We start from the raw sequence: 21,607 nt of genomic DNA on the forward strand, positions 1-21,607 counted from the left end.
GATGAAATTGCGCCTCCTGCTTGTAGCGATAAGCCTTGTACTCCCGACGCTTCCGGTACTCGCTCAGCAGGAGTGCGCCGCAACACTCACTCCGCAACAACTCGATCAGAAGATAGAAAACCTGATTGCACAAATGACTCCAGAGGAGCGCATCGCACAGTTACAGGATCGCGCGCCCGCGATCCCGCGGCTGCACATCCCTGCATACAACTGGTGGAATGAGGGACTGCACGGTATCGCACGCAATGGCTACGCAACAGTCTTCCCACAAGCGATAGGCCTTGCTGCCACCTTCGATCCAGACTTGCTGCAACAAGTCGGCAACGTCGTATCAACAGAAGCGCGCGCCAAGTTCAATTCGCACAGCGACGTCGATTCAGCACGCTATGCAGGTCTGACCATCTGGTCCCCGAACATTAATATTTTTCGTGATCCACGTTGGGGACGCGGACAGGAAACCTACGGTGAAGATCCATATCTGACCGGCGAATTGGGAGCTCACTTTGTACGCGGCATCCAGGGGCCAGATGGCTTCTACCGCAAAGCCGACGCAACTCCAAAACACTTCGCAGTTCACAGTGGCCCGGAGTCCATCCGCGACGGCTTTAACTCCATCGTGAGCCAGCACGATCTCTCCGACACATATCTTCCAGCGTTTCGCCAGCTCTCGATCGAAGGCCACGCCGATGCAATGATGTGTTCCTACAATGCCATCAACGGCATCCCATCATGCGCCAACACCGCACTATTGCAAGATCGCGTACGCAACGTCTGGGGATTCAACGGCTACATTGTCTCCGATTGCGATGCAGTAGATGAGGTCACGGAATATCTGCACTACACAGCCGACCATGCCCACGGCGCTGCAGACTCACTCAAAGCAGGCACTGATCTGAATTGCGGCAATGCCTACAGCCACCTCAATGAATCACTGAACCAACACCTCATAACGCTTCCCGATATTAACCGTGCGCTCCATCGTCTCCTGCTCGCGCGTTTACGCCTGGGAATGCTGCAGCCAGCGGACTGCTCTCCTTATTCAAAGATCTCATCGAATGAAATCGATACAGAAGATCACCGTGCTATTGCACTCCGCGCAGCCGAAGAGTCAATCGTTCTTCTCCGCAACAACACGACGACGGATACATCAACACCTACTCCTCTGCTGCCACTCAACCTGCACGGAAAACGCATCGCGGTCATTGGCCCCACTGCAGATATGCTCGCAACAATCGAAGCCAACTACCACGGCACAACCCGCAATACACAAACCCTTCTCGAAGAGTTAAGGCATTGGCTGCCCCAGAACGCGATCATCACCTACGCGCAGGGAAGCACACTCGCGCAAGGTGTCAGCGTCCCAATCGCCTCAACAGCCTTCGTTGGCAACGGTCTTCACGCCGAATATTTCCCGACTCCCGACCTCACCGGAAAACCGGCTTTCACACGCAGCGATTCCCGCATAGATTTCGATTTCGATCACATCTCACCTGCCGCTCAATCTCTCGCTGCACAGCCCGGCACGGCCTATTCAATACGTTGGACCGGCTCACTCATTCCGCCTGCTCCAGGCACATATAAATTACACGTCGCAGTCGACCGCTGCTTCGACTGCAAAGGCCACGATGCCTATCGTCTCTTGATCGACAAACAGCTAGTGCTCTCAGATGATGGGACAAAAGAACACGTCCCCGACTCGCTATCCGTGAATTGGCAAGACACACACGCTCATACAATCCAACTTGAACTGCTGCATACCGGTGAAGATCAAGGCATTCATCTCGAATGGGAAGCACCCGCAGAGGCGCAACTCGCGGAGAGCTTGCACATAGCAAAAGATGCCGACATCCTCCTCGCACTGGTTGGATTATCGCCGGCATTAGAAGGCGAAGCGCTGAGAATTAAAATCCCCGGCTTCGACGGTGGCGATCGCACCGACCTTAGTCTGCCCGAGGCCCAACGCAAGCTACTATCGGAACTGGCAAAACTTCATAAGCCAATGGTTATCGGCATCACATCCGGCAGTGCAGTCTCAACCGCCTCCATCATCTCGAACATGACCGTACCCATTGCCCTGCTTCAATTGTGGTATCCCGGCGAAGAAGGTGGCCATGCCCTGGCCAACATCCTGAGTGGCAGCATCTCTCCCTCCGGTCATCTTCCCGTCACCATCTATCGATCCATCGAAGACCTGCCCGCCTTCACGGATTACTCTATGTCTAACCGCACCTATCGGTACTTCGATCGACCAGTAGAGTTCCCCTTTGGCTTTGGATTGAGCTACTCCTCATTCCAATATTCCGCCGCAGCCCCATCGACAAAAACTCTGCGCGCCGGGCAATCCCTTCAGGTTCAAGCAAAGGTTACGAACACCGGCCACATCGCCAGTGACGAAGTTGCCGAGCTATACCTGATTCCTCCGCAAGGCAGCGGAGCGCCGCGGCTCACGCTCCAGGGCATGCAGCGCATACACCTCAATCCTGGGGAGTCGCGTTCCTTGAACTTCATGCTGACTCAGCGCCAGTTGAGCCTCGTCGACACAGATGGGATAAGAGCGGTACGCCCAGGCTCATATAAAGTTTTCATCGGAGATGCCCAACCGAAAGACTTGACTACCGATGGAACCAGCTTCGAGATCACCGGCGAAGCCATCCAGAAGCCCTGATAGCTAAGCTGTTGTCTCTTTAAACGCGAACCACTTTCACGCCTCGGCTGGTAAAAAGAGCCACATCCTCATCCGTCGCACCAGTATCGGTGATAAGAAGATGTACATCACTGACCGGGCAGATAAACGCAGGACTCACCGCGCCCAGCTTGCTCGAATCCGCAACAACAATCACCTGTTTCGACTGCTTCAACATTTTTCGAAACACCAGTGCTTCATCCGCCTCAAGTGTCGTCGCACCACGCTCGGTATCAAAACCAATCACACTCAGAAAAACCTTGTCCATATAAACGTCATTGAGAAAACTCAACGCCGCATTACCCGTCAGCGAGAACGACCATGCCCAGGACACTGCGCCACCCGTCAGATAAGTTCGAATTCCGGGCTGATTGCAAAGCTCCATTCCGATATTGATCGCGTTCGTAACCACCTGCAGATGATGCCGGTGCCGCAGGCTGCGTCCAACCAGAGTTGCCGTGGTGCCCGCGGTCAGCCCGATCGTCTCATGCTCTTGAATTAGTTCCGCTGCCGCCAGACCAATTCGGCGCTTCTCTTCCGCATACCGCTGTTCGCGAGCCTGGAAAGAGCGATCATACCGAAAAGGCTCATACAACAGCGGCTCGACGAGTGTCGCTCCGCCATGCGTTCTGCGAATGAGCCCACGATTTTCCAGCAAAACCAGATCTCGCCGAATACTTGGCGCGGAAGACCCAACTTCGTTCAAAATCTCTTCAATAGAAGCTGCTCCCTCTCGGAGCAGGAACTTCATGATCTTTTCGGCGCGACCGTTCAGTTCTGTGGGCATACCTGAGGATTCTACCTGTGGGCAAGTGCTTACCACTACGACTTTCGCACGGCAAGATGCTTCCAGTTTAGGAAAAAGGCGCAGGTGTTTGATCAATTTGCCTTATTATGATCATTAGCTGATCTATTCTTCGCCCAAGCGAAGCAGCCGGAGGTTCATACCGGGATGCGTCAATTTCCACATGCCATGTTGCGCGAAATCTACGAACAACCCGACGCCATCCGTCGCACGCTTGCAATGTACGTAGAAGGCACAAGCCTCAAAGCGGAAGCATGGGCGCCCGTAGCCGCATGGGCTAACGCAGGCGGCGAAGTGTTGATCGCAGCCAGCGGCTCCAGCCGCCACTCCGGCCTTTGCGCCGAGGTCACACTTGAAGATCTCTCTGGCCTCGCCGTCGATGTGGAATATGCCAGCGAATACAGTTGCCGCGGCAGCGAAGAAACCCGTCATCCCTCCGTCATCGTGATCTCCCAGTCCGGTGAGACCTCAGACACGCTCGCAGCCCTGCGCGAAGCACAGAGCCGCGGACAAAGGACCCTCGCCATCACCAATGTGGCCACTTCATCCATGGCCCGCGAAGCAACCGTTTCACTGCCCCTGGGTGCCGGCAAAGAATTCGCAATCCCTGCAACCAAAAGCTTCACCTGCCAGCTCGTCGTTCTTTATTTGCTCGCTCTCAATGAGGGCTTGCGCCGCGGCAGTCTCAGTGAAGCAACCGTCGCCGCACACCTGGCCGAGCTCCAGGCGCTTCCCGATCAACTCGACGCACAACTCGAAGCCTGGGAGAAAGACATCGAAGCCCTGGCGCATAAGTACCGCAACGCTTCAACATTCCTGTATCTGGGCCGCGGAGTCCACTATCCCATCGCTCGTGAAGGCGCTCTCAAGCTCAAAGAGGCCTCGTACGTACATGCCGAGGGCTATCCTTCCGGCGAACTCAAGCACGGCCCCAATGCACTCGTCAGCGACCGCGTACCCGTCGTAATTGTCGCTACGGTCGATCGCAATCTGGAAGCCTCGCGTGTTCGTTATGAGAAGACATTACAGTTGCTCGCCGACCTGCAAACCCAGGGTGCTACCGTGATCGCCGTCGCCAATACCGGGGATGCAGACGTCGCCCGCCTCGTATCCGATTGCATCTACGTCGAGCCTCTCTCCGAACACATCTTCCCCGTTTCGGAAGTTATCCCGTTTCAGATATTCTCCTACTTCATGGCACTCGAACATGGCGTAGATGTCGACCGCCCCCGCAATCTCTCTAAAGCAGTCATCGAAGCCTGATACTACCCCTCTATGAGCCTATATTGGCGTAGCTCATAGAGGGGCAAAACCTCTCCTGATCGATAGATCGCCAGCCTGATCATCTTGCCATATAATGCTCACAAGCTGAATCCAGCCAAACTCTCCAGGGCCTGCCTGCAACGGCTCTTTGTTTTTTGAATATAGTCATTACCTCGGATCGACTTTCTTCGGAGGATTGCCCATTGTCTGCGAATGCCCGCAACAGAGTGCTCTATGGCAGGTTTCTACTTTTCATCGCAGGCTTGGGTGGTCTTCTCTACGGCATTGATGTAGGCATTATTGCCGCCGCTTTGTTGTATCTCAATAAGACGATCAATCTTTCCATCGAACAAACTTCCCTTCTCGTAGCCGCAGTGCTCGGCGGAGGTACAGTTTCTTCCCTGGTCGCGGGCTTCTTCGCCGATTGGTTCGGTCGCAAGAAAATGATGATCGTCAGCGGCTTTATGTTCGTGGTGAGCGTAGGCCTGATCGTTGTCTCGCAGGGATTCGTATCGCTTTTCGTCGGTCGCCTGCTGCAAGGCATGAGTGGAGGAGTCATCGCAGTCGTTGTGCCCCTCTACCTCGCTGAATGTCTAAGCTCCAAACGTCGCGGAAGCGGCACGGCAATCTTCCAGTTCATGCTCACCTTTGGTATCGTCGTCGCCGCGCTTACTGGCTTCTTCTATACCCGCCAGGCAGAGGCCGCCATCACAGCCGCTGCAGGCAATCAGGAATTGATCAGACTCGCCCAGAACCACGCCTGGCGCGGAATGTTTCTCTCCGTTATCTATCCCGGAATCATCTTTTTTCTCGGATCTTTTTTCCTGAGCGAAACACCCCGATGGCTCATTCGCCGTGGCAAAGTAGACGCAGCCAGGGCAGCCCTGTTGCGCTCTGTTTCGCCCGAAGAGGCTGAAATCGAGATGCGCGAAATGCAGGCGCTTATTCTCGAAAACAAAAAAGAACAAACCTCCGGTTCGCTGTTCAAGCGTAAGTATGTCTGGCCATTCCTGCTCGCCTGCATCATTCTCTCGCTGAATCAAACCACCGGCATTAACTCCGTAATGGCATACCTGGTGATCATTCTCAAGCAGGCTGGCATGACCGCCAGTCACGCTACGCAAGGGGATGTTGTCGTCAAGGTGTTGAATTGCGTTATGACAATTATCGGTGTCGCGCTGGTAGATAGAAAAGGACGTAAGTTCCTGCTCAATCTCGGCACAGCTGGCATTGTTATCGCGTTTCTTGCCGGCGGAATTGTCTTCCATAGTTTTGAATCGCAAAAACGAGATGTGCTGAGCCGCGTACAAACCTCTGTCGCAAACAACGCGCTCACCATACCCATAAACGAATCCACGCTAGGCCCGGCGGAAAATGGACGTCCGATGGCCCTGACCGTCCTTTACTCGACTGGCTCCGGCAACAAGGTAGCCACTGTACTGAGCAACGATCCCGTTCCGGTTCTGACCATCCCTGCAGATACAACGGCGACATCTCCGCTCGTTATCAAGCGCGCTCAGTATGGGCCAGTACCCACGGAAACAACCGGCTGGCTCATCACCATCTGTCTCGCCTTGTTTATTACTTCTTATTCCTTCGGCCCCGGTGTTGTAGTCTGGCTCATGCTTTCAGAGCTCATGCCCACGCGCATTCGCGCCATGGGCATGGGTATCGCTCTGTTGCTCAATCAAGGCATCTCCACACTCATAGCCGGAGTCTTCCTGCCAGTTGTAGGCAACTATGGCTACTTCGCCATGTTCTTTTTCTGGGCAGGCTGCACCACGCTTTACTTCCTGACCTCAGCATTCCTGGTTCCAGAGACCAAGGGCAAGTCACTTGAAGAGATAGAGATGTATTTCGAACGAAACAGCGTAAAGGCATAAGCCCGAACAGCACATGCATGATAACGAGAGGCTCGCATAACGGGCCGGAGACAAGCGAAATGTCGAACACCTGCAAGACATCTGTTGTACTTCGCCATGGTTTTGTGAAAACGCTCTGCCTCAGCGCAGGGCTCTGCCTGCTAATCGCCCCCGCAACCGGCGCCTTCGCTGAAACTCACCTGCTGCCGCAGCCTCGCGAACTCCACCTCTCCGGCAAAATCGACACGCCGGAAAAAGTCGAAGTCCGCGTTCCCGGCCACGATGCCGAGGACGAATTCGCCGCGAGAACCATCACCAAAGAAGCTCCGGTAAGCGGCAAGCAAGGTTATCCGGTAACCATCCTTCGCGCAGACTCCAGCAAAGCTCACGACATCCTATCCGAAGAGAAATTGACCTTTGCGCCGGAGATGACAGACCAGGGCTACATCCTGGTCATCCGCACAAAAGAGGCATTTATCATTGGATCAACCAGTGCAGGAGTTTTTTATGGCGCGCAGACCCTCCGCCAGCTCCTGACCACGAGCGATCCTCAATCCGGACTGCCCACAGGAACGATCCGCGACTGGCCTGCAATGAAGTATCGCGGCATGGATGATGACCTCTCGCGCGGTCCAGTACCAACTCTCGAGTTTCAGAAGCACCAGATCGAAATCTTTGCCTCGGTGAAGATGAATATCTACTCACCCTATATCGAACACACGCTCGCCTATGACAAAGCGCCAATGGCCGCTCCGCGCGGAGGAGCACTGACGCGCGCCGACGTAGCCGAGTTAGTCAAGTTCGCCACGCAATATCACGTCACAGTGGTCCCCGAGCAGGAAGCCTTCGGACATCTCCATCATGTTTTGAAATATGAGTTGTACAAAGACGACGCAGAAACCCCGCATGGATTTGTCCTTGCTCCAGGTCAGTCTGGAACACTGCCGCTAATCCACGACTGGTTCACCCAGATCGCCGAAGAGTTCCCTTCTCCCTTCATCCACATCGGCGCTGATGAAACATTCGATCTCGGCCTTGGTCGCACCAAAGATCAAGTTCAAAAGAATGGCCTCGGACCGACCTACGTACAATTCCTCGCTTCAATCGACAAAGAGCTTGCGCCTCTCCATCGTCGTCTACTTTTCTGGGGAGACATCGGCGGCAGCGATCCCAAAGCCGTCGCAGGCCTTCCAAAAGATATGATCGCGATTCCGTGGGTCTATGACCCTGAGAAGAGCTATGACCAGTACATCAAGCCCTTCGCCGACAACGGCATTGAAACCTGGGTTGCCCCCGGCGTCGCCAACTGGAACCTGGTCTACCCCGACAACTCCATCTCGCTACCCAACATTCAAGGATTCGCCCGCGACGGCCAGCGTCTCGGCAGCACCGGCCTCCTGACAACAGTCTGGAACGACGATGGCGACGGTCTCTTCAACGAAGACTGGTACGGCGTACTCTTTACCTCCGCAGCAGGTTGGCAGCCAGGAGAGGCCTCAATCCCTGCCTACAAAGCCGTCTATGGACCAATCCTCCATGAAGACTTCAGCGGCAAGATCAACCAGGCACAGGAAGAGCTGATTGCAGCCAACGCAGTCTTCGGCAAAGCCAAGGTCGATATGAATTCGAACGACCTCTTCTGGATGGATCCCTGGAGCGCCGAAGGTCAGGTTATCTCAACCAAATTGCGCCCCTACAATTCCGAGCTTCGAGAACACGCAGAGCGCGCCGTAGTCCTGCTCACCGAGGTCCGCACCGCCAATCCACATCTCAAAGAAATGGCTGCCGTAGAAGCCATGGACCTTGGAGCTCGCCGTCTCGATTTGATCGGAATGAAGTTCCAGTACGGCGACGAAATGCAGCACTTCTACGCAACCGTATACAAGCGTCAGCACGATATGGACCACTCCAGTGTGCTCGACAACTCCCTCTACGCCATCAGCAGCAACAATGGCCGCTGCCAGGATCTGCGCGATGCCTACTCCGCAATCAAGGATCAGTATCGCGAAGTATGGCTCGCCGAAAATCGTCCCTATTGGCTCGGCAATGTGATGGTTCGCTTCGATCTGGAGATGCAGCGCTGGCAACAACGCGGATATGCTTTCGCAACCGTGATTCGCAGCTTTGACAACAACAAGGGACTGCCGCCCGCTGAGACTTTTGGCATGCCTGCGGTCGAGGCTGCACAATAGTAATGTGAAGTTTAGTTGAAAAGGGGAAAATCAGGAATGTCGGCGAGAAAGAATCATGGGATTACCAGGCGAGAGTTGATCGGCGGACTTTCGGCAATTGGAGCATATACAGCGTTAGGGCTTCCCGCCATCGCACGCGGCGAGTCCAACAAGCACTCTAAAAAAGAGCAGGGCTACCCAGTCAACATCTTCCTGGGCACCGGTGGCCACGGACATACCTATCCCGGTGCAACCGTTCCCTTCGGCATGGTTCAACTCAGCCCCGATACGTACAACGATGACTGGGACTGGTGCTCCGGCTATCACTCGACCGACACCTCCATCATGGGCTTCAGCCACACGCACCTGAGCGGTACAGGTTGCGGCGATCTCCTGGACTTTCTCGTCATGCCTCGCATTGGCGAAGTACACCTTGAGCCAGGCGACCGCAAAGATCCCTCCGCGGGCTATCGCTCCACCTTTGACAAAAAAACCGAGGTCGCAACCCCCGGCTACTACTCCGTCCTGCTCGCGGACTCCGGCATCACAGCCGAGCTGACGGCAACGGAACACGCCGGCCTGCACCGTTACACATTTCCCGCCAGCGATTCCGCACATGTCATTGTTGACCTCACCCATGTCTACGGACAGCTTGACCGAAGCCTCGGCTGGTGCAGCGCACAGATTTCAGGCAATGACACGCTTCTGCTCGGCCACATGACCAACGCCTGGGGTACGAACCGCGAGATGTACGCGGCGATGCAGTTCTCCAAACCCTTCGGCAAAGTCGATGTCTATCTCGATGGCAAACTGGTCGAGTCCCCATCGGGCGAGACACGCGGCAAAAACGTCAAGCTCGTCATTCACTACAAGACCACAGCCGACGAAAAGCTGCACGTCAAAACCGGAATCTCCGGTACCGGAACTGCAGGCGCACAGAAAAATCTCAAAGCAGAAATTCCCTCATGGGACTTCCGCAAGATTCAAACCAGCGCCGCTCATCAATGGCAGGATCAGCTCGGTAAAATTCAGATCGAGAGTTCACGCCCTGATCCAGACCTCAATGAGCGCACACTCTTCTACACATCGCTCTACCACTCCATGCTCGGCCCCACGCTCTTTGACGATGTAGACGGCCTCTACCGCGGCATGGATGGCAAGAATCATCAGCTCGATCACGGTCAGCGCAACTACACCACCTACTCGCTCTGGGATACCTATCGCGCCGAGCATCCTCTCTTTACGCTCATCCACGCGGATCGTGTACCGGATATGGTCAACAGCCTGATTCTCATGGCGGAACAAAGCCCGGCAGGCATGCCAGTATGGCCGCTGCAAGGCACCGAAACAGGCACCATGACCGGCTATCACTCTGCCTCCGTCATGGCCGAGGCCTGCGCCAAGAACTTCTCTGGCATCGACTGGAATCGCGCCTACAAAGTCATGCACAAGCGTGCCTTCGTCGATGACTATCGCGGCCTCAACTGGTATCGCAAACTCGGCTACATTCCATGCGATCTCGAAGAAGAATCCGTCTCTAAAACTCTCGAATATGACTACAACGATTGGGGAGTCGCACACGTCGCCGCACGCGTTGGCCAATCTGAAGACGCAAACTTCCTTCTCAAGCGCAGCCGCAACTATCGCAACTTCTGGGATCAATCCACAGGGTTCCTTCGTCCTAAATTCGAGAATGGAAGCTGGTCAACACCGTTCGATCCCATCGACATGGGCCATTCGTCCAAGTGGCGCGACTACACTGAATCGAATGCATGGCAGACAACCTTCGGAGTCCAGCACGACGTCACCAGCTACATCGAACTACTCGGTGGCGATCAAGCCTTCGTAGCTAAACTCGATCAGCTTTTCGACGGCCCTTCAACACTGCCCAAAGATGCTCCGCCGGATATCGCCGGAATGATCGGCCAGTATGCGCATGGCAATGAACCCAGCCATCACATCGCCTATCTCTACGCATTCGCAGGCCAGCCGCACAAGACGCAGCAGCGTATTCACCAGATCGTGACCACGCTCTACTCCAACTCACTCGACGGCATCGCCGGCAACGAGGACTGCGGCCAGATGTCAGCCTGGTTCATCCTCAGCGCAATCGGTTTTTATTCCGTCGATCCCGTGAGCACGAAGTACATCATCGGCACACCGCTCTACGATCGAGTAACCCTCAACCTCGCTGGTGGGAAAAAGCTCATCATCGAGGCCAGGCGCGAATCGGCAGAGAGTATCTACATCAACTCTGCGGAACTCGACGGCAAGCCACATTCAAAGTCGTGGTTCCATCATGCCGACGTAGAACGGGGAGGTCATTTTGTATTCGACCTCAAAAATCAACCCAACGAGAAGTTCGGAGCTTCGGTCGAAGATCGGCCCAAGTCCGAATTGACCGTCTCAGCTTAGACCAGCTCCTGAGAACACGCACGATCGGAGATGTCCGATGAGGCTTCGCGCATACTCCGTACTTTTGGCTGCGGCACTGATTGCTGGCATCACCCATCAGGCCGCAGCGCAAAATATCCCGGCATCGCCCGTCACCATCGAGGGCGATCACTTCGTTCGCAACGGCAAGCCGTATCAGATCCTCTCCGGAGCGATCCACTACGCCCGCGTGCCACGCGCCTATTGGCGTGACCGCCTGCAAAAAGCCCGGGCGATGGGCCTCAACACCGTTGAGACCTATGTCTTCTGGAACCTGCACGAGCCCCAACCCGGCGTCTTCGACTTCACAGGTCAAAACGACATAGCAGCCTTTGTTCGCATCGCGCAGCAAGAGGGGCTGAACGTCATCGTGCGCCCCGGACCCTACGTCTGCGCAGAGTGGGAAGCAGGCGGATACCCCGCATGGCTCTTCGCCAACCCAAACATAAAAGTCCGAACCAAAGATCCCAAATTCCTCGCCCTGGCCGATCGCTATCTAGCCCGGGTTGGCAAAGAACTGGCCCCGCTCCAGGCCACGCACGGCGGCCCGATTATCGCTGTTCAGATTGAGAACGAATACGGCTCCTTCGGCAGCGATCGCGAATACATGGAAGACATCCATCAGTCGCTCATCCGCGCCGGACTTGGTGATTCCCTCTTCTACACCTCAGACGGCGTCGACGAGTTGCATAACGATGCCATGCCCGGCATTCTCGCCGTCATCAACTTCGGTCCCGGAGAAGCCAAAGGAGAGTTTGCCAAGCTCATCAAGCTCCGTCCCGACGGACCAAAGATGACCGGCGAGTACTGGGATGGCTGGTTCGACGCCTGGGGCGATAAACAACACGTACACACCGACTCCCAGCAGCAGGCCAACGAGATCGATTGGATGCTAAGCCAGGGCTACTCCTTTAACCTTTATATGTTTCACGGGGGCACCAGTTTCGGCTTCATGAATGGCGCCAACCTCCAGGCCGATGCAGACGGACATTACGCTCCACAAACCACCAGTTATGACTACGATGCCGCACTCGATGAAGGCGGTCGCCCCACAAAGAAATTCTTCCTCCTTCGCGACATAATCCAGAAACATACCGGCATCACTCCTCCGCCATTGCCTGCGCCTCTACCCATTGCCGCAGTGCCCGAGTTTCAGCTCAAAGAGTCAGCCAGTCTCTGGAGCAATCTGCCAACATCCATCGAATCTGCAAACCCAAACCCGATGGAAAGCTTTGGCCAGGCCTACGGATACATCCTCTACCGCACAGAACTGACGCAACCGAAATCCGGTGAGCTAAAGATTGACGAACCCCGTGACTACGCCGCTGTCTACATCAATCAGAAGCTAGTCGGCACCCTGGATCATCGGCTCAAGCAGACAACTCTCAACCTGAACCTGCCCTCAGGCCACGCCACGCTCGACATCCTTGTTGAAAACACAGGTCGCGTGAACTATGGTCCGCATCTTTCAGATGGCCGTGCAGGAATCGTCGGTTCAGTCACCCTCGCTGGCCAACCCCTCACCGGTTGGAAGATCTTTCCGCTGCCCATGTCCGATTCCGGCAGCATTCAACATTGGAGCGACACCTCCGTCCCGGGCCCTGCCTTTCATCGCGGCTCCTTCAGCCTCACGACCATCGCCGACACCTATCTGGATACCAGCAAATTAGGTAAAGGATTCGTCTGGGGCAACGGCCACAATCTCGGTCGCGTATGGGACATCGGACCTCAAAAATCGCTCTACCTACCCGCTCCCTGGCTCAAGTCCGGCACCAACGAAGTCGTGGTCTTCGACTTCACCAGTCTGGACAATCCAGCACTTCGTGGATCGCCAGATCCCGTCTGGTCGCAGACGGCAAAAGAGTAGAGCCTCCAGAAAATTCCCCGCCCAACATGCAAACTAATCCTTTAGTTGATCGTCTATAAATATAAGCACGCACCTTGGCCGTCTTTCCAGCCAAGGCGAACGGATTCGGATGCCACCTAAAAAGTCCATCACGTTGACAGAAGCCGAGTTAAGGCTAATGAAAATTCTCTGGCGTCGCGGCGAATCCGGCGTCAGCGATATGGTTGCTGCCATGCCCGAAGGAGAAACCCTCGCCTATAACTCCGTTCTAACCACGATCCGCATCCTCGAACAAAAAGGCTACGTCCAGCACCGTCAGGAAGGCCGGGCATTCCTCTACAGCACCAGCGTAGCGGAGCATGAAGCAGGCAAATCCGAAGTTCGCCACGTCCTCAGCCGCTTCTTCGGCAACTCCCGCGAACGCCTCCTGCTTTCTCTGATCGGCGACGACGAAATCACCCCGGAAGAACTGCAACGCCTCAAAGAAGCAATCCAGAATGCCTCGGAAGATCCCGCAACTGGCGACCCAGAGCAGACCCCACTGGATCATGTAATACCGGAGCACACAGTACCAAAGCACGCAGTACAGGAGAAGAAATAGCCCATGGGACACATCGAACATATGCTATTTACATCCCTGCCAACACTGACCCAGAGCGCAGCTACCATTCTTGTAGCCACTCTATGGCAGGGCGCTCTTCTGGCCGCTTTCGTCTGGATCTGCCTCAAACTTGCTCCGCGCACAACGGCAGCCCTGCGCTTCAGCATCTGGAGCGCCTCTTTCGGGGTTGTAGTTATTCTTCCCCTGCTTCACCTTCATCGGACGTCAGTTTCCGGCGTATCTCCCTCCGGAACCGCCATAGCGAATCATCCCTGGTTTCAGCTCGATGCCCGTTGGAGCCTGCTGATTACCGCACTCTGGGCCGCAGCATCTCTCTATCGGGCCGTGGATTTGACCTCGCACAGCATTCGCCTTCGCAGATTATGGACGAACGCCACCCCCGTCCCAACCTCCGCATCGCAACTGTCTGCGATCAGGCAATCCAAAATCGGCAGACAGGCCCAACTATGCACCACATCGGATCTCGATCGGCCCAGCGTCATCGGCTTCTTCAAGCCACGAATCCTGATCCCCGAGTGGCTCTTCGCCAATTTATCCCAGTCCGAGCTCGAACAAATCCTCCTTCATGAACACCAGCATCTCGGTCGCGGTGACGATTGGACCAACCTTCTCCAAAAAATCAGCCTGATCTTGTTTCCGGTCAATCCCGCCCTGCTTTGGATCGAACGCCGCCTCTGCTTCGAGCGTGAGATGGCCTGTGATGAAGGCGTCATTCAGATTACCCACGCGCCCCGAGCCTACGCCACATGCCTCACGCGTCTCGCAGAGCATCGCTTGCAGCGTCACTCCGAAGTCCTCTCTCTAGGCACATGGCACCGCCGATCAGAGCTGGTCCACCGCGTTCACAGTATCCTGGCCAGCAAGCAATTCCTTGGCCCCGTGGCTGCACGTGCGCTTTCCATCACTCTGATTGCAGGGCTGGCGATCGGTTCGCTGGAACTCTCGCGTTGCCCGCAACTCATCGCCTTCGTGCCGGTTGCGAATGTACACCAACGTTCCATTGCACAAACATTCGGAAATACACCGAATCCCGAAGCTTTTCACACCGTCTCGGCACGTAATTCTGCAAGGCCTCATCTCGTGGAATTAACCGCAACCATGCCTCCCCGAGATACAAATTCAGTCATCAATCCTCGTGCGCTGAGAACCACCCCCAGGCCGTTCGATGCGAAGCAAATCATCCAAAAGCGTGCACAGCTCAACATCGGCATCCAACAGCGATCTACGCAAGCACACGCACTGACACAACCGCAGGCACCGACGCCAAACTCCTTGGTAGCAGAAACCAATTTCCCTGCTCTCCCCACCGACACAACCTTCGCGATCAATGAGACCTACTCAGTTCAGCAGGAAAGCCTGGTCGTCTTCGCAACCTGGCAGGAATACACCACACATATTCCCTCCTCTCAAACGGCGCATCCCTCTTCTCGTACAGGCACTCAGCCAATCCCCAAACCCGTAGTCTTTCAAGTCGGACCTCCAAATTCTTCCTCACCGACCTTTGCAGCCGTGCCCTTCCGCAGCGGCTGGCTCGTAATCCAACTCTAACCGCCAACGAAATTTAATTCAGAGGAAACCCATGACTTCACCAACTAATTCATTAGTCGCTAAGGCAAAGAAACTCGCAGTCCCCGTCGGCACTGCAGCAACTCTTCTTCTGGCTACAGCCTTTTTCTTTGGACACAATCAGGTGCATGCCGCCAGCACAGCATCGCCTTTGGATGACCACAGCGTAGCCGCTCTCACCGCGCTCGATGACGCTGTCGAATCCGTCGCAGCCCGCGTCACGCCCGCCGTCGTCAACGTCGCAGTCACCTCTCATGGAGACTCGGAAGCCGCTGCCAACGACGATGGCCAGGACTCCGGAATTCCACCGGCATTTCAATGGTTCTTCGGTCCTCAAGGCCCACAAGGACACGGCCAGCACGGTCAGCGTATGCAGCCTCCGGCGCAACAGTTGCAGCATGGCATCGGCAGCGGCATCATCATCTCCCCCGACGGGTACATCGTCACCAACAACCACGTGATCGACGGAGCCGTGCAGATTCGCGTCACCCTCAATGATCGTCGTGTTCTGCCTGCCAAACTCATCGGTGCGGATAAGCTCACCGATCTCGCCGTAATCAAGGTTGATGCCAAAAACCTTCCCAACATTCCCTGGGGAGACTCCACCAAGCTGCGCCCAGGTCAAACAGTTCTGGCATTCGGCAGCCCCTTTGGCTATTTCCAGTTCTCCGTCACACGTGGAATCGTAAGCGCAGTAAACCGTCCCAACCCCTACCGGGATGACGCCCGCAAGCCCGGCGGATTTATTCAAACGGACGCCGCCATCAATCCCGGCAACTCCGGTGGAGCGCTCGTCGATGCACACGGCGAGCTGGTCGGCATCAACACCTTCATCATCTCTGACAGCGGATCGTTCGCCGGTGCCGGATTCGCTATTCCATCCCAGATCGCTCGTTCCACAGCCGACGCTCTCATTAAGAATGGCGTTGTTCACCACGGCTACCTCGGCATCAGCATGAACGATGTCACCCCGGAAAACGCCAGCTTCTTCAACCTTCCCGATACCAACGGAGCACTCGTCAGCCAGGTGAGCCCAGACTCTCCAGCCGTACAGGCCGGCCTCAAGGGCGGCGATGTCTTGCGCAGTCTCAACGGCAGCGAAATCATAAACAGCGGTGCCCTTCAGGTTGCCGTAAGTCAGATCTCGCCCGGCACCACCATCGCTCTCGGCATCCTTCGCGATGGCAAACCAGAAACCATTAAGCTGACGGTCGGCGAATTTCATGCCAGCACTGAAGAAGCCGATGCATCCGATTCACCAGCACAGCATGGAGGCAGACTCGGCCTCGCCGTCAACGATCTAACCCCTGACATCCGTCAGCAGTTGAACATCCCCACGCAGGTCAACGGAGTTGCCGTAGAAAGCGTCCGCCCCGCAAGCCCTGCCGAAGATGCAGGTCTAACCCCCGGCGACGTGATTCTCGAAGTCAATCGCCATCCTCTTCAGTCTGCGGACACCTTCGTCAGCGAAGTACATTCCACGCCGACTGGCAAAGATATTCTGTTGCTGGTCTGGTCCAGAGGGGGCGCCACCTACCGCGTCATCCACCCGGACTCAAGTTCCAATAATGAAAAGCGAAACGGTATGTAAGTAAGCCAAGGAAACGGAAGATAAGGTAACAAGGCCACCAGTAGTAAGTCTGTTACACGAGAACGAAGTTCAGAACTTCGTTCTCGCCCTTAGCCTTTGCCCTTCCTTTTCCGGCCGTCATTCCCGAAAGGAATCTGCTGTTAGCCGTTGCCTTAGCACTTGCCTTTCTGGCTGTCATTCCCGAAGGGAATCTGCTTCTCCCATCCCTAAAAAGAACAATCATCCCAAACGAACCAACACCGGGTCGCCGAACTTAAAATCCGGCGACCCGATAATCAGATACCCCACAATAAAAGAACAACCCTCATCACCCAGATTTCCACTGCACATAATTAATCCGGATTTACATTTCCATTCCGCTGAGTCCACGCCGCCTTGATCCCCTCATATTTTGCCTGCAATTCATCCAGCTCAATATCCGTAAGATTTTCGATATCGATCATCTGATCACGAGCTTTATCGATTGCACGTATCAATTCATTCAACTTCAAATTGATAGCGCGTGCATCGCGGTTTTGCGTGTTTTGAATAAGGAACACCATTAAAAAAGTAACGATAGTCGTCCCGGTATTGATCACAAGCTGCCACGTATCGCTGAAGTGAAAGAGTGGCCCGGTAAGTGCCCAGATAACAATTACGAGACCTGCTCCCGCAAATGCCCACTTAGATCCAAGCCAGTTAGAAGCAACTGCCGCAAACTTGGCGAACCTGTCGATAGAAGGAGGATTAGAAGGAGCGTTAGAGGCTATTGGCACGGTGTTTTTCACGGTCAGGGCTTGTACCTTTCTTGCCTTTTCGACATCGGAATAAATCCGACTGCTATGCCGGTTGGATGCATTATCCAGAACATAAGCATTCCCGTCAGTAGCAGATGACACAACAATCTCACCGCAATAGCAACTTCCAGACAAATTAAAGATCTGAATTTCATGCTGACCCAGCCGTCGCGGTCACCGCATCGGGGGAGCTAGAGAGGCAAAAGAAATAAACCCGCTGGAAAGCCCTCATAGCTCAAGCGCGAAACGCATACGATTCCGGCACTCAAATAGCTAAAACTTGTACCAGCCGCCGGACTGAAAACTGATAGTTCAGCCCGGCGATCATTTTAGAAAATAATTTTAATATTTAAATCTCGTTCATCCCCAGCAAACAGGCCCCGAGCAAACCAGCATCCGTGCCAAGCTTGGCAGGCAACACCTGTGTGCCTCCAAAAGAAAACGCACTTCCGACAGCGCTTCCCGGCTCCGTGAGCCGATATACATAGCTCCGAGCTCGCAGCTCTTTGAGAGCAAACGGAGCAAATAATTCCCACGCTGCAACTAATCCGCCACCAATCACATACAAGGGCAGATTGAGAGTATTCACGAGTTCCGCAAGCCCAATTCCAATAGATCGCCCCACAGTCTCGAAAATTCGCTGTGCATCTACGTCGCCACCTTTGGCAGCTTCAGCAACTGTTCGTGCGCTGAACTGCCCACCATCAATATCGTGCAGACGCCCAAGTCCCTCAGCACCCTTTGAGATTGCCTCTCTTGCCATTCGCACTACCCCTGTAGCCGATGCAAATACCTCCAGGCATCCGGTATTCTTGCAACCACAAACCGGTCCATCAGGATCGATTGTCAAATGGCCAGCTTCACCGGCCATACCCATCGCACCGTGATACACCTTTCCATCAAGCACAATGCCATTCCCTATCCCAGTACCCAGGGTCAGCATACAAAGTGAAGAAACACCCATCTCGAAACCAAGCCCCAGCCCAGCCTCCGCTAACGCAGCCAGATTTGCGTCTTTATCGATTGCCACATGTCGCCCAATCCGTGCTTCTACCTCGCGACGAAATTCAAATTGATCCCAGCCCGGAAGATTCGGTGGGCTGTGAACGCGTCCAGCCGGCAGTTCCAACGGCCCTGGAAGTCCAATTCCGATTCCCGACAACTCATATTCATCTGAATGCCGTGCTATCAATGCCTGAACGCCATCGCATAAATCGTCAACAACAGCAAGGCTCCCCGAAGCCAGACGTGTCGGCAGCGAGATCACCTCAAGCACCCCTGATGCAGGGGAGTACGCAGCTATTCGAAGGTTTGTCCCCCCAAGGTCAACCCCAATGCTGAAATCCATATCCTAATAACTCCCTATCCCGGAATGTTCATCCATAGGACGATTGATTGGCCGTCACACAGCAGCCACCCATCTACACATCCTGTATACAGGAAAAATTCATAAATGGAAACGATACCATTTATACAGCAAAAAAATACTCCCTGTCCCGGTATCAGATTCCCCTGGGATTACAGCCGCAGGAACTACGCACAATCAGGCGTGTATCGAGCTTTACCTGTTCCGTGCTCCTGCCTGCTCCACGCGGCTGCTGTGCCATAACGGCAAACAGCATTTCCGCCGCAATCCTGCCCAGATCTGAAATCGGTTGCTGCACCACCGTGATCGATGGACGCAACGACGACGCTAGTTCAAAGTCATCGTATCCAAGCAGAGCCACTTGTTTTGGCACACTGATACGAAACTTCTGAAGCACCTCAAATGTATCTATCGTGGTCTCATTCTTTAATGTAAGAATCGCGTCCGGGGGAGTCGTCCCACCCATATGCGCCTCAAGCGCCTGCTCGGTACTCTTATAATCCTTCGCAGACATATCGATAAGCGCCACCAGCTTCGCGTCCTTCATCGCCCGGCTATATCCGCGAATTCGTTCATGGATCGTATACAGATTCGCTTCCCCACCCAGGCACAGGATTCGCTTATAACCATGATCGACAAGATGCTTCGTAGCATCCCGCGCAGCCTGAAAGTTCTTCGTCACCACGCTCGAAAATGGAGCATTCTCCAATGGCCGATCCAGGCATATTACCGGAACGCCCATCCGCTGCAATAAAGCAGGAAGCGTGCGACTCTGATGGTTCGCCGGCACCACCAACAATCCATCTGTCCGGTGCTGCACCAGCGTTTCGAGATTCTCAACCTCGGCTCTCGGATCGTTATTCGTGACCGTCACAATCAGAAGAGAATCCTGGGCCCGTGCGATCACCTGCACCGCCTCCGCACACTGCGCAAAAAACGGATCCGCAATACTTGGAATCACAAGACTGATCGTCTTGGCCCGATTACCCTTCAGTATCCGAGCCGCCTGATTTGGGCGAAATCCCAGTTCAGCGATCACTGCCTGTACGCGGCTTAAAGTCTCCGGACTGACCCGCTCGCCGCCGTTAATAACACGCGACACAGTCGTCGTCCCGACACCCGCTTTACGCGCAACATCGGTCAAAGTGGGCGGGTTGGAAAATCTGGTCATTAAACGTAAGCCCAAGTATACATAGCCAGATCAATCGTTTATCAACGATAGCTGCATCAACCATTCCACGTAAGCGCTGCTGCCAGTAAGACCTCTGCCGTCCTCAACACCGAGCCGAACTCCACATACTCATCCACATTATGAGCACCGGCACCGCACGGACCAAACAAAAGCGTTGGAATCCCAAAATCGCGGTGAATCAACCCGGCATCGCATGGATACGGAGCCGCTGTAACGACCGGCTTCCTCTGCAATACCGCACCTGCGCTCTCCGCCATACAACGAGTCAACGGATGATCCAATGCAAGCTCGTGCCCATACAAAGGCCCGCCAAGCAGGGGCACCCATTGAATCGGATACTTCTGAAAGAATTTATCTGCCTTTGAAAACTCGACCAGATCGGCATGAATTCCATCGATCACAGTATCCACATCTTCCTCCGGCAAAAACTGGAAATAGACGCGAACCGTAGCCCTTGACGGCACACTCAAAGGAATCTCCCGACCCAGCCCATTCGCCTCGATCGCCAATACCTGGACAGGAACAGGATCGGAAAAAGTCTTATACGCCCCGGTAGATTTGAGCCTGGCACGCCGCTTTGCGCAACGATCTACCCAACCCAGCAAACGCCCAATGGCTATCGCAGGACTTACGACTTCAGACTTGGAAAAGTAGCCCGAAGTATCTCCCGCATCTACAATCAGGTCGACAGTAAACCCTCCACGCGTGGCCCGGTAAATCTCGAGTTGCGTACCCTCAGAGATCACGCACGCATCGGCAGAGCCTGATCGCAGGCGAGCAGCAATCGTTCCGCCGCCGCCGCCCCATTCCTCATCGACCACCGACTCAAATAAAACATCTCCACTCGGTCGTATCCCTGCGCGAACCAAAGCACAAAGCACCGCTGCATTTGCTACGACCCCACCCTTCATATCGAAGGCGCCTAATCCATGAATCCTTCCATCCCCAGACTGACCCGACCACGGGGATCGGCTCCACGCAGAGACTCCAGGAGGCACCGTATCCATATGCCCATTCAGCAGCAGGCTCTTTCCCCGCCCAGTACCACTCACATGAGCATGCAGGTTTTTCCTGCCTCGATAGCGCCTGTTCTTCCGCACCAACGCATTCCCGGATTTTTCAATGAAAGCTGTGTCATACAGAACAGACTTCACCCCATGCTCGCGAAAAAAAACCTGCAAAACTTGCTGCGCAGGAGTCTCATTTCCGTCCGGTGGCGACGCCACACTGTTCGTTCGAACAAGCTCCTGCAACAACCGTTTAAGATCTGCCTGCAAAGGCCGAATCAGCTTCCGCACCTCCGCCCCAACTCCATCCATCATCCCAGCCGATCCTTTCTCATGCGCTATTCAATCACCTAACACGCATAACCATGCAAACAATTCACGACCGCCAGTTCCCTTTTCTTCAGGCAGAGCAAAGGCAATCATT

At 54.8% G+C, this 21,607-nt stretch carries 14 protein-coding genes; 9 read left to right on the plus strand and 5 right to left on the minus strand.

The features are described 5' to 3' along the window. Position 1 precedes the first annotated feature (1 nt). Entirely contained in the window at positions 2–2,665 is a 2,664-nt protein-coding gene (locus tag OHL19_RS20450; RefSeq protein WP_263359690.1) for a glycoside hydrolase family 3 protein, read from the plus strand. A gap of 19 nt (positions 2,666–2,684) precedes the next feature. On the opposite strand, the gene OHL19_RS20455 is transcribed toward OHL19_RS20450, so the two are convergent. Next, positions 2,685–3,470 (minus strand): DeoR/GlpR family DNA-binding transcription regulator, encoded by a 786-nt coding sequence (locus tag OHL19_RS20455; protein ID WP_263359691.1) that lies wholly within the window; start codon positions 3,468–3,470, stop codon positions 2,685–2,687. Positions 3,471–3,635: 165 nt separating this feature from the next. Here OHL19_RS20455 and OHL19_RS20460 point away from each other — a divergent pair, with 165 nt between their 5' ends. The 8 genes from OHL19_RS20460 to OHL19_RS20495 all read left to right on the plus strand — a co-directional run bounded on the left by OHL19_RS20460 (position 3,636) and on the right by OHL19_RS20495 (position 16,842). Then, entirely contained in the window at positions 3,636–4,751 is a 1,116-nt protein-coding gene (locus OHL19_RS20460; protein WP_263359692.1) for an SIS domain-containing protein, read from the plus strand. A gap of 203 nt (positions 4,752–4,954) precedes the next feature. Further along, on the plus strand, positions 4,955–6,634 hold the full coding sequence (locus OHL19_RS20465) for a sugar porter family MFS transporter (RefSeq protein ID WP_263359693.1): 1,680 nt from the start codon (positions 4,955–4,957) through the stop codon (positions 6,632–6,634). Between the two features lie 59 nt (positions 6,635–6,693). Then, positions 6,694–8,805 (plus strand): beta-N-acetylhexosaminidase, encoded by a 2,112-nt coding sequence (locus OHL19_RS20470; RefSeq protein ID WP_263359694.1) that lies wholly within the window; start codon positions 6,694–6,696, stop codon positions 8,803–8,805. 36 nt (positions 8,806–8,841) lie between these two features. After that, entirely contained in the window at positions 8,842–11,199 is a 2,358-nt protein-coding gene (locus tag OHL19_RS20475) for a GH92 family glycosyl hydrolase (RefSeq protein WP_263359695.1), read from the plus strand. Positions 11,200–11,236: 37 nt separating this feature from the next. Further along, complete coding sequence (locus OHL19_RS20480; RefSeq protein WP_263359696.1) at positions 11,237–13,084, plus strand: glycoside hydrolase family 35 protein; 1,848 nt, start codon at positions 11,237–11,239, stop codon at positions 13,082–13,084. A gap of 109 nt (positions 13,085–13,193) precedes the next feature. Further along, positions 13,194–13,664 (plus strand): BlaI/MecI/CopY family transcriptional regulator, encoded by a 471-nt coding sequence (locus OHL19_RS20485; RefSeq protein ID WP_263359697.1) that lies wholly within the window; start codon positions 13,194–13,196, stop codon positions 13,662–13,664. Between the two features lie 3 nt (positions 13,665–13,667). Further along, the gene (locus tag OHL19_RS20490) at positions 13,668–15,233 is read left to right on the plus strand and encodes a M56 family metallopeptidase (protein WP_263359698.1); all 1,566 of its coding nucleotides are present in this window, start codon (positions 13,668–13,670) and stop codon (positions 15,231–15,233) included. A gap of 31 nt (positions 15,234–15,264) precedes the next feature. Next, on the plus strand, positions 15,265–16,842 hold the full coding sequence (locus tag OHL19_RS20495) for a Do family serine endopeptidase (protein ID WP_263359699.1): 1,578 nt from the start codon (positions 15,265–15,267) through the stop codon (positions 16,840–16,842). Between the two features lie 332 nt (positions 16,843–17,174). Here the strand turns inward: OHL19_RS20495 and OHL19_RS20500 are convergent, their stop codons facing one another. The 4 genes from OHL19_RS20500 to OHL19_RS20515 all read right to left on the minus strand — a co-directional run bounded on the left by OHL19_RS20500 (position 17,175) and on the right by OHL19_RS20515 (position 21,498). Next, a complete protein-coding gene (locus OHL19_RS20500) occupies positions 17,175–17,720 on the minus strand; it encodes a low affinity iron permease family protein (protein ID WP_263359700.1) in 546 nt (181 codons plus the stop codon). Between the two features lie 247 nt (positions 17,721–17,967). After that, positions 17,968–18,966 carry an ROK family protein gene (locus OHL19_RS20505; protein ID WP_263359701.1) on the minus strand — a complete coding sequence of 333 codons (999 nt, stop codon included), beginning with the start codon at positions 18,964–18,966 and terminating at the stop codon, positions 17,968–17,970. A 154-nt stretch (positions 18,967–19,120) separates the two neighbouring features. Next, entirely contained in the window at positions 19,121–20,155 is a 1,035-nt protein-coding gene (locus OHL19_RS20510) for a LacI family DNA-binding transcriptional regulator (RefSeq protein WP_263359702.1), read from the minus strand. A gap of 56 nt (positions 20,156–20,211) precedes the next feature. Further along, positions 20,212–21,498, minus strand: a complete 1,287-nt coding sequence (locus OHL19_RS20515; RefSeq protein ID WP_263359703.1) for a M20 family metallopeptidase — start codon at positions 21,496–21,498, stop codon at positions 20,212–20,214. Positions 21,499–21,607: the final 109 nt, after the last annotated feature.

This window comes from Acidicapsa ligni (assembly GCF_025685655.1).
In the GTDB taxonomy this organism is placed as follows: Bacteria; Acidobacteriota; Terriglobia; order Terriglobales; family Acidobacteriaceae; genus Acidicapsa; species Acidicapsa ligni.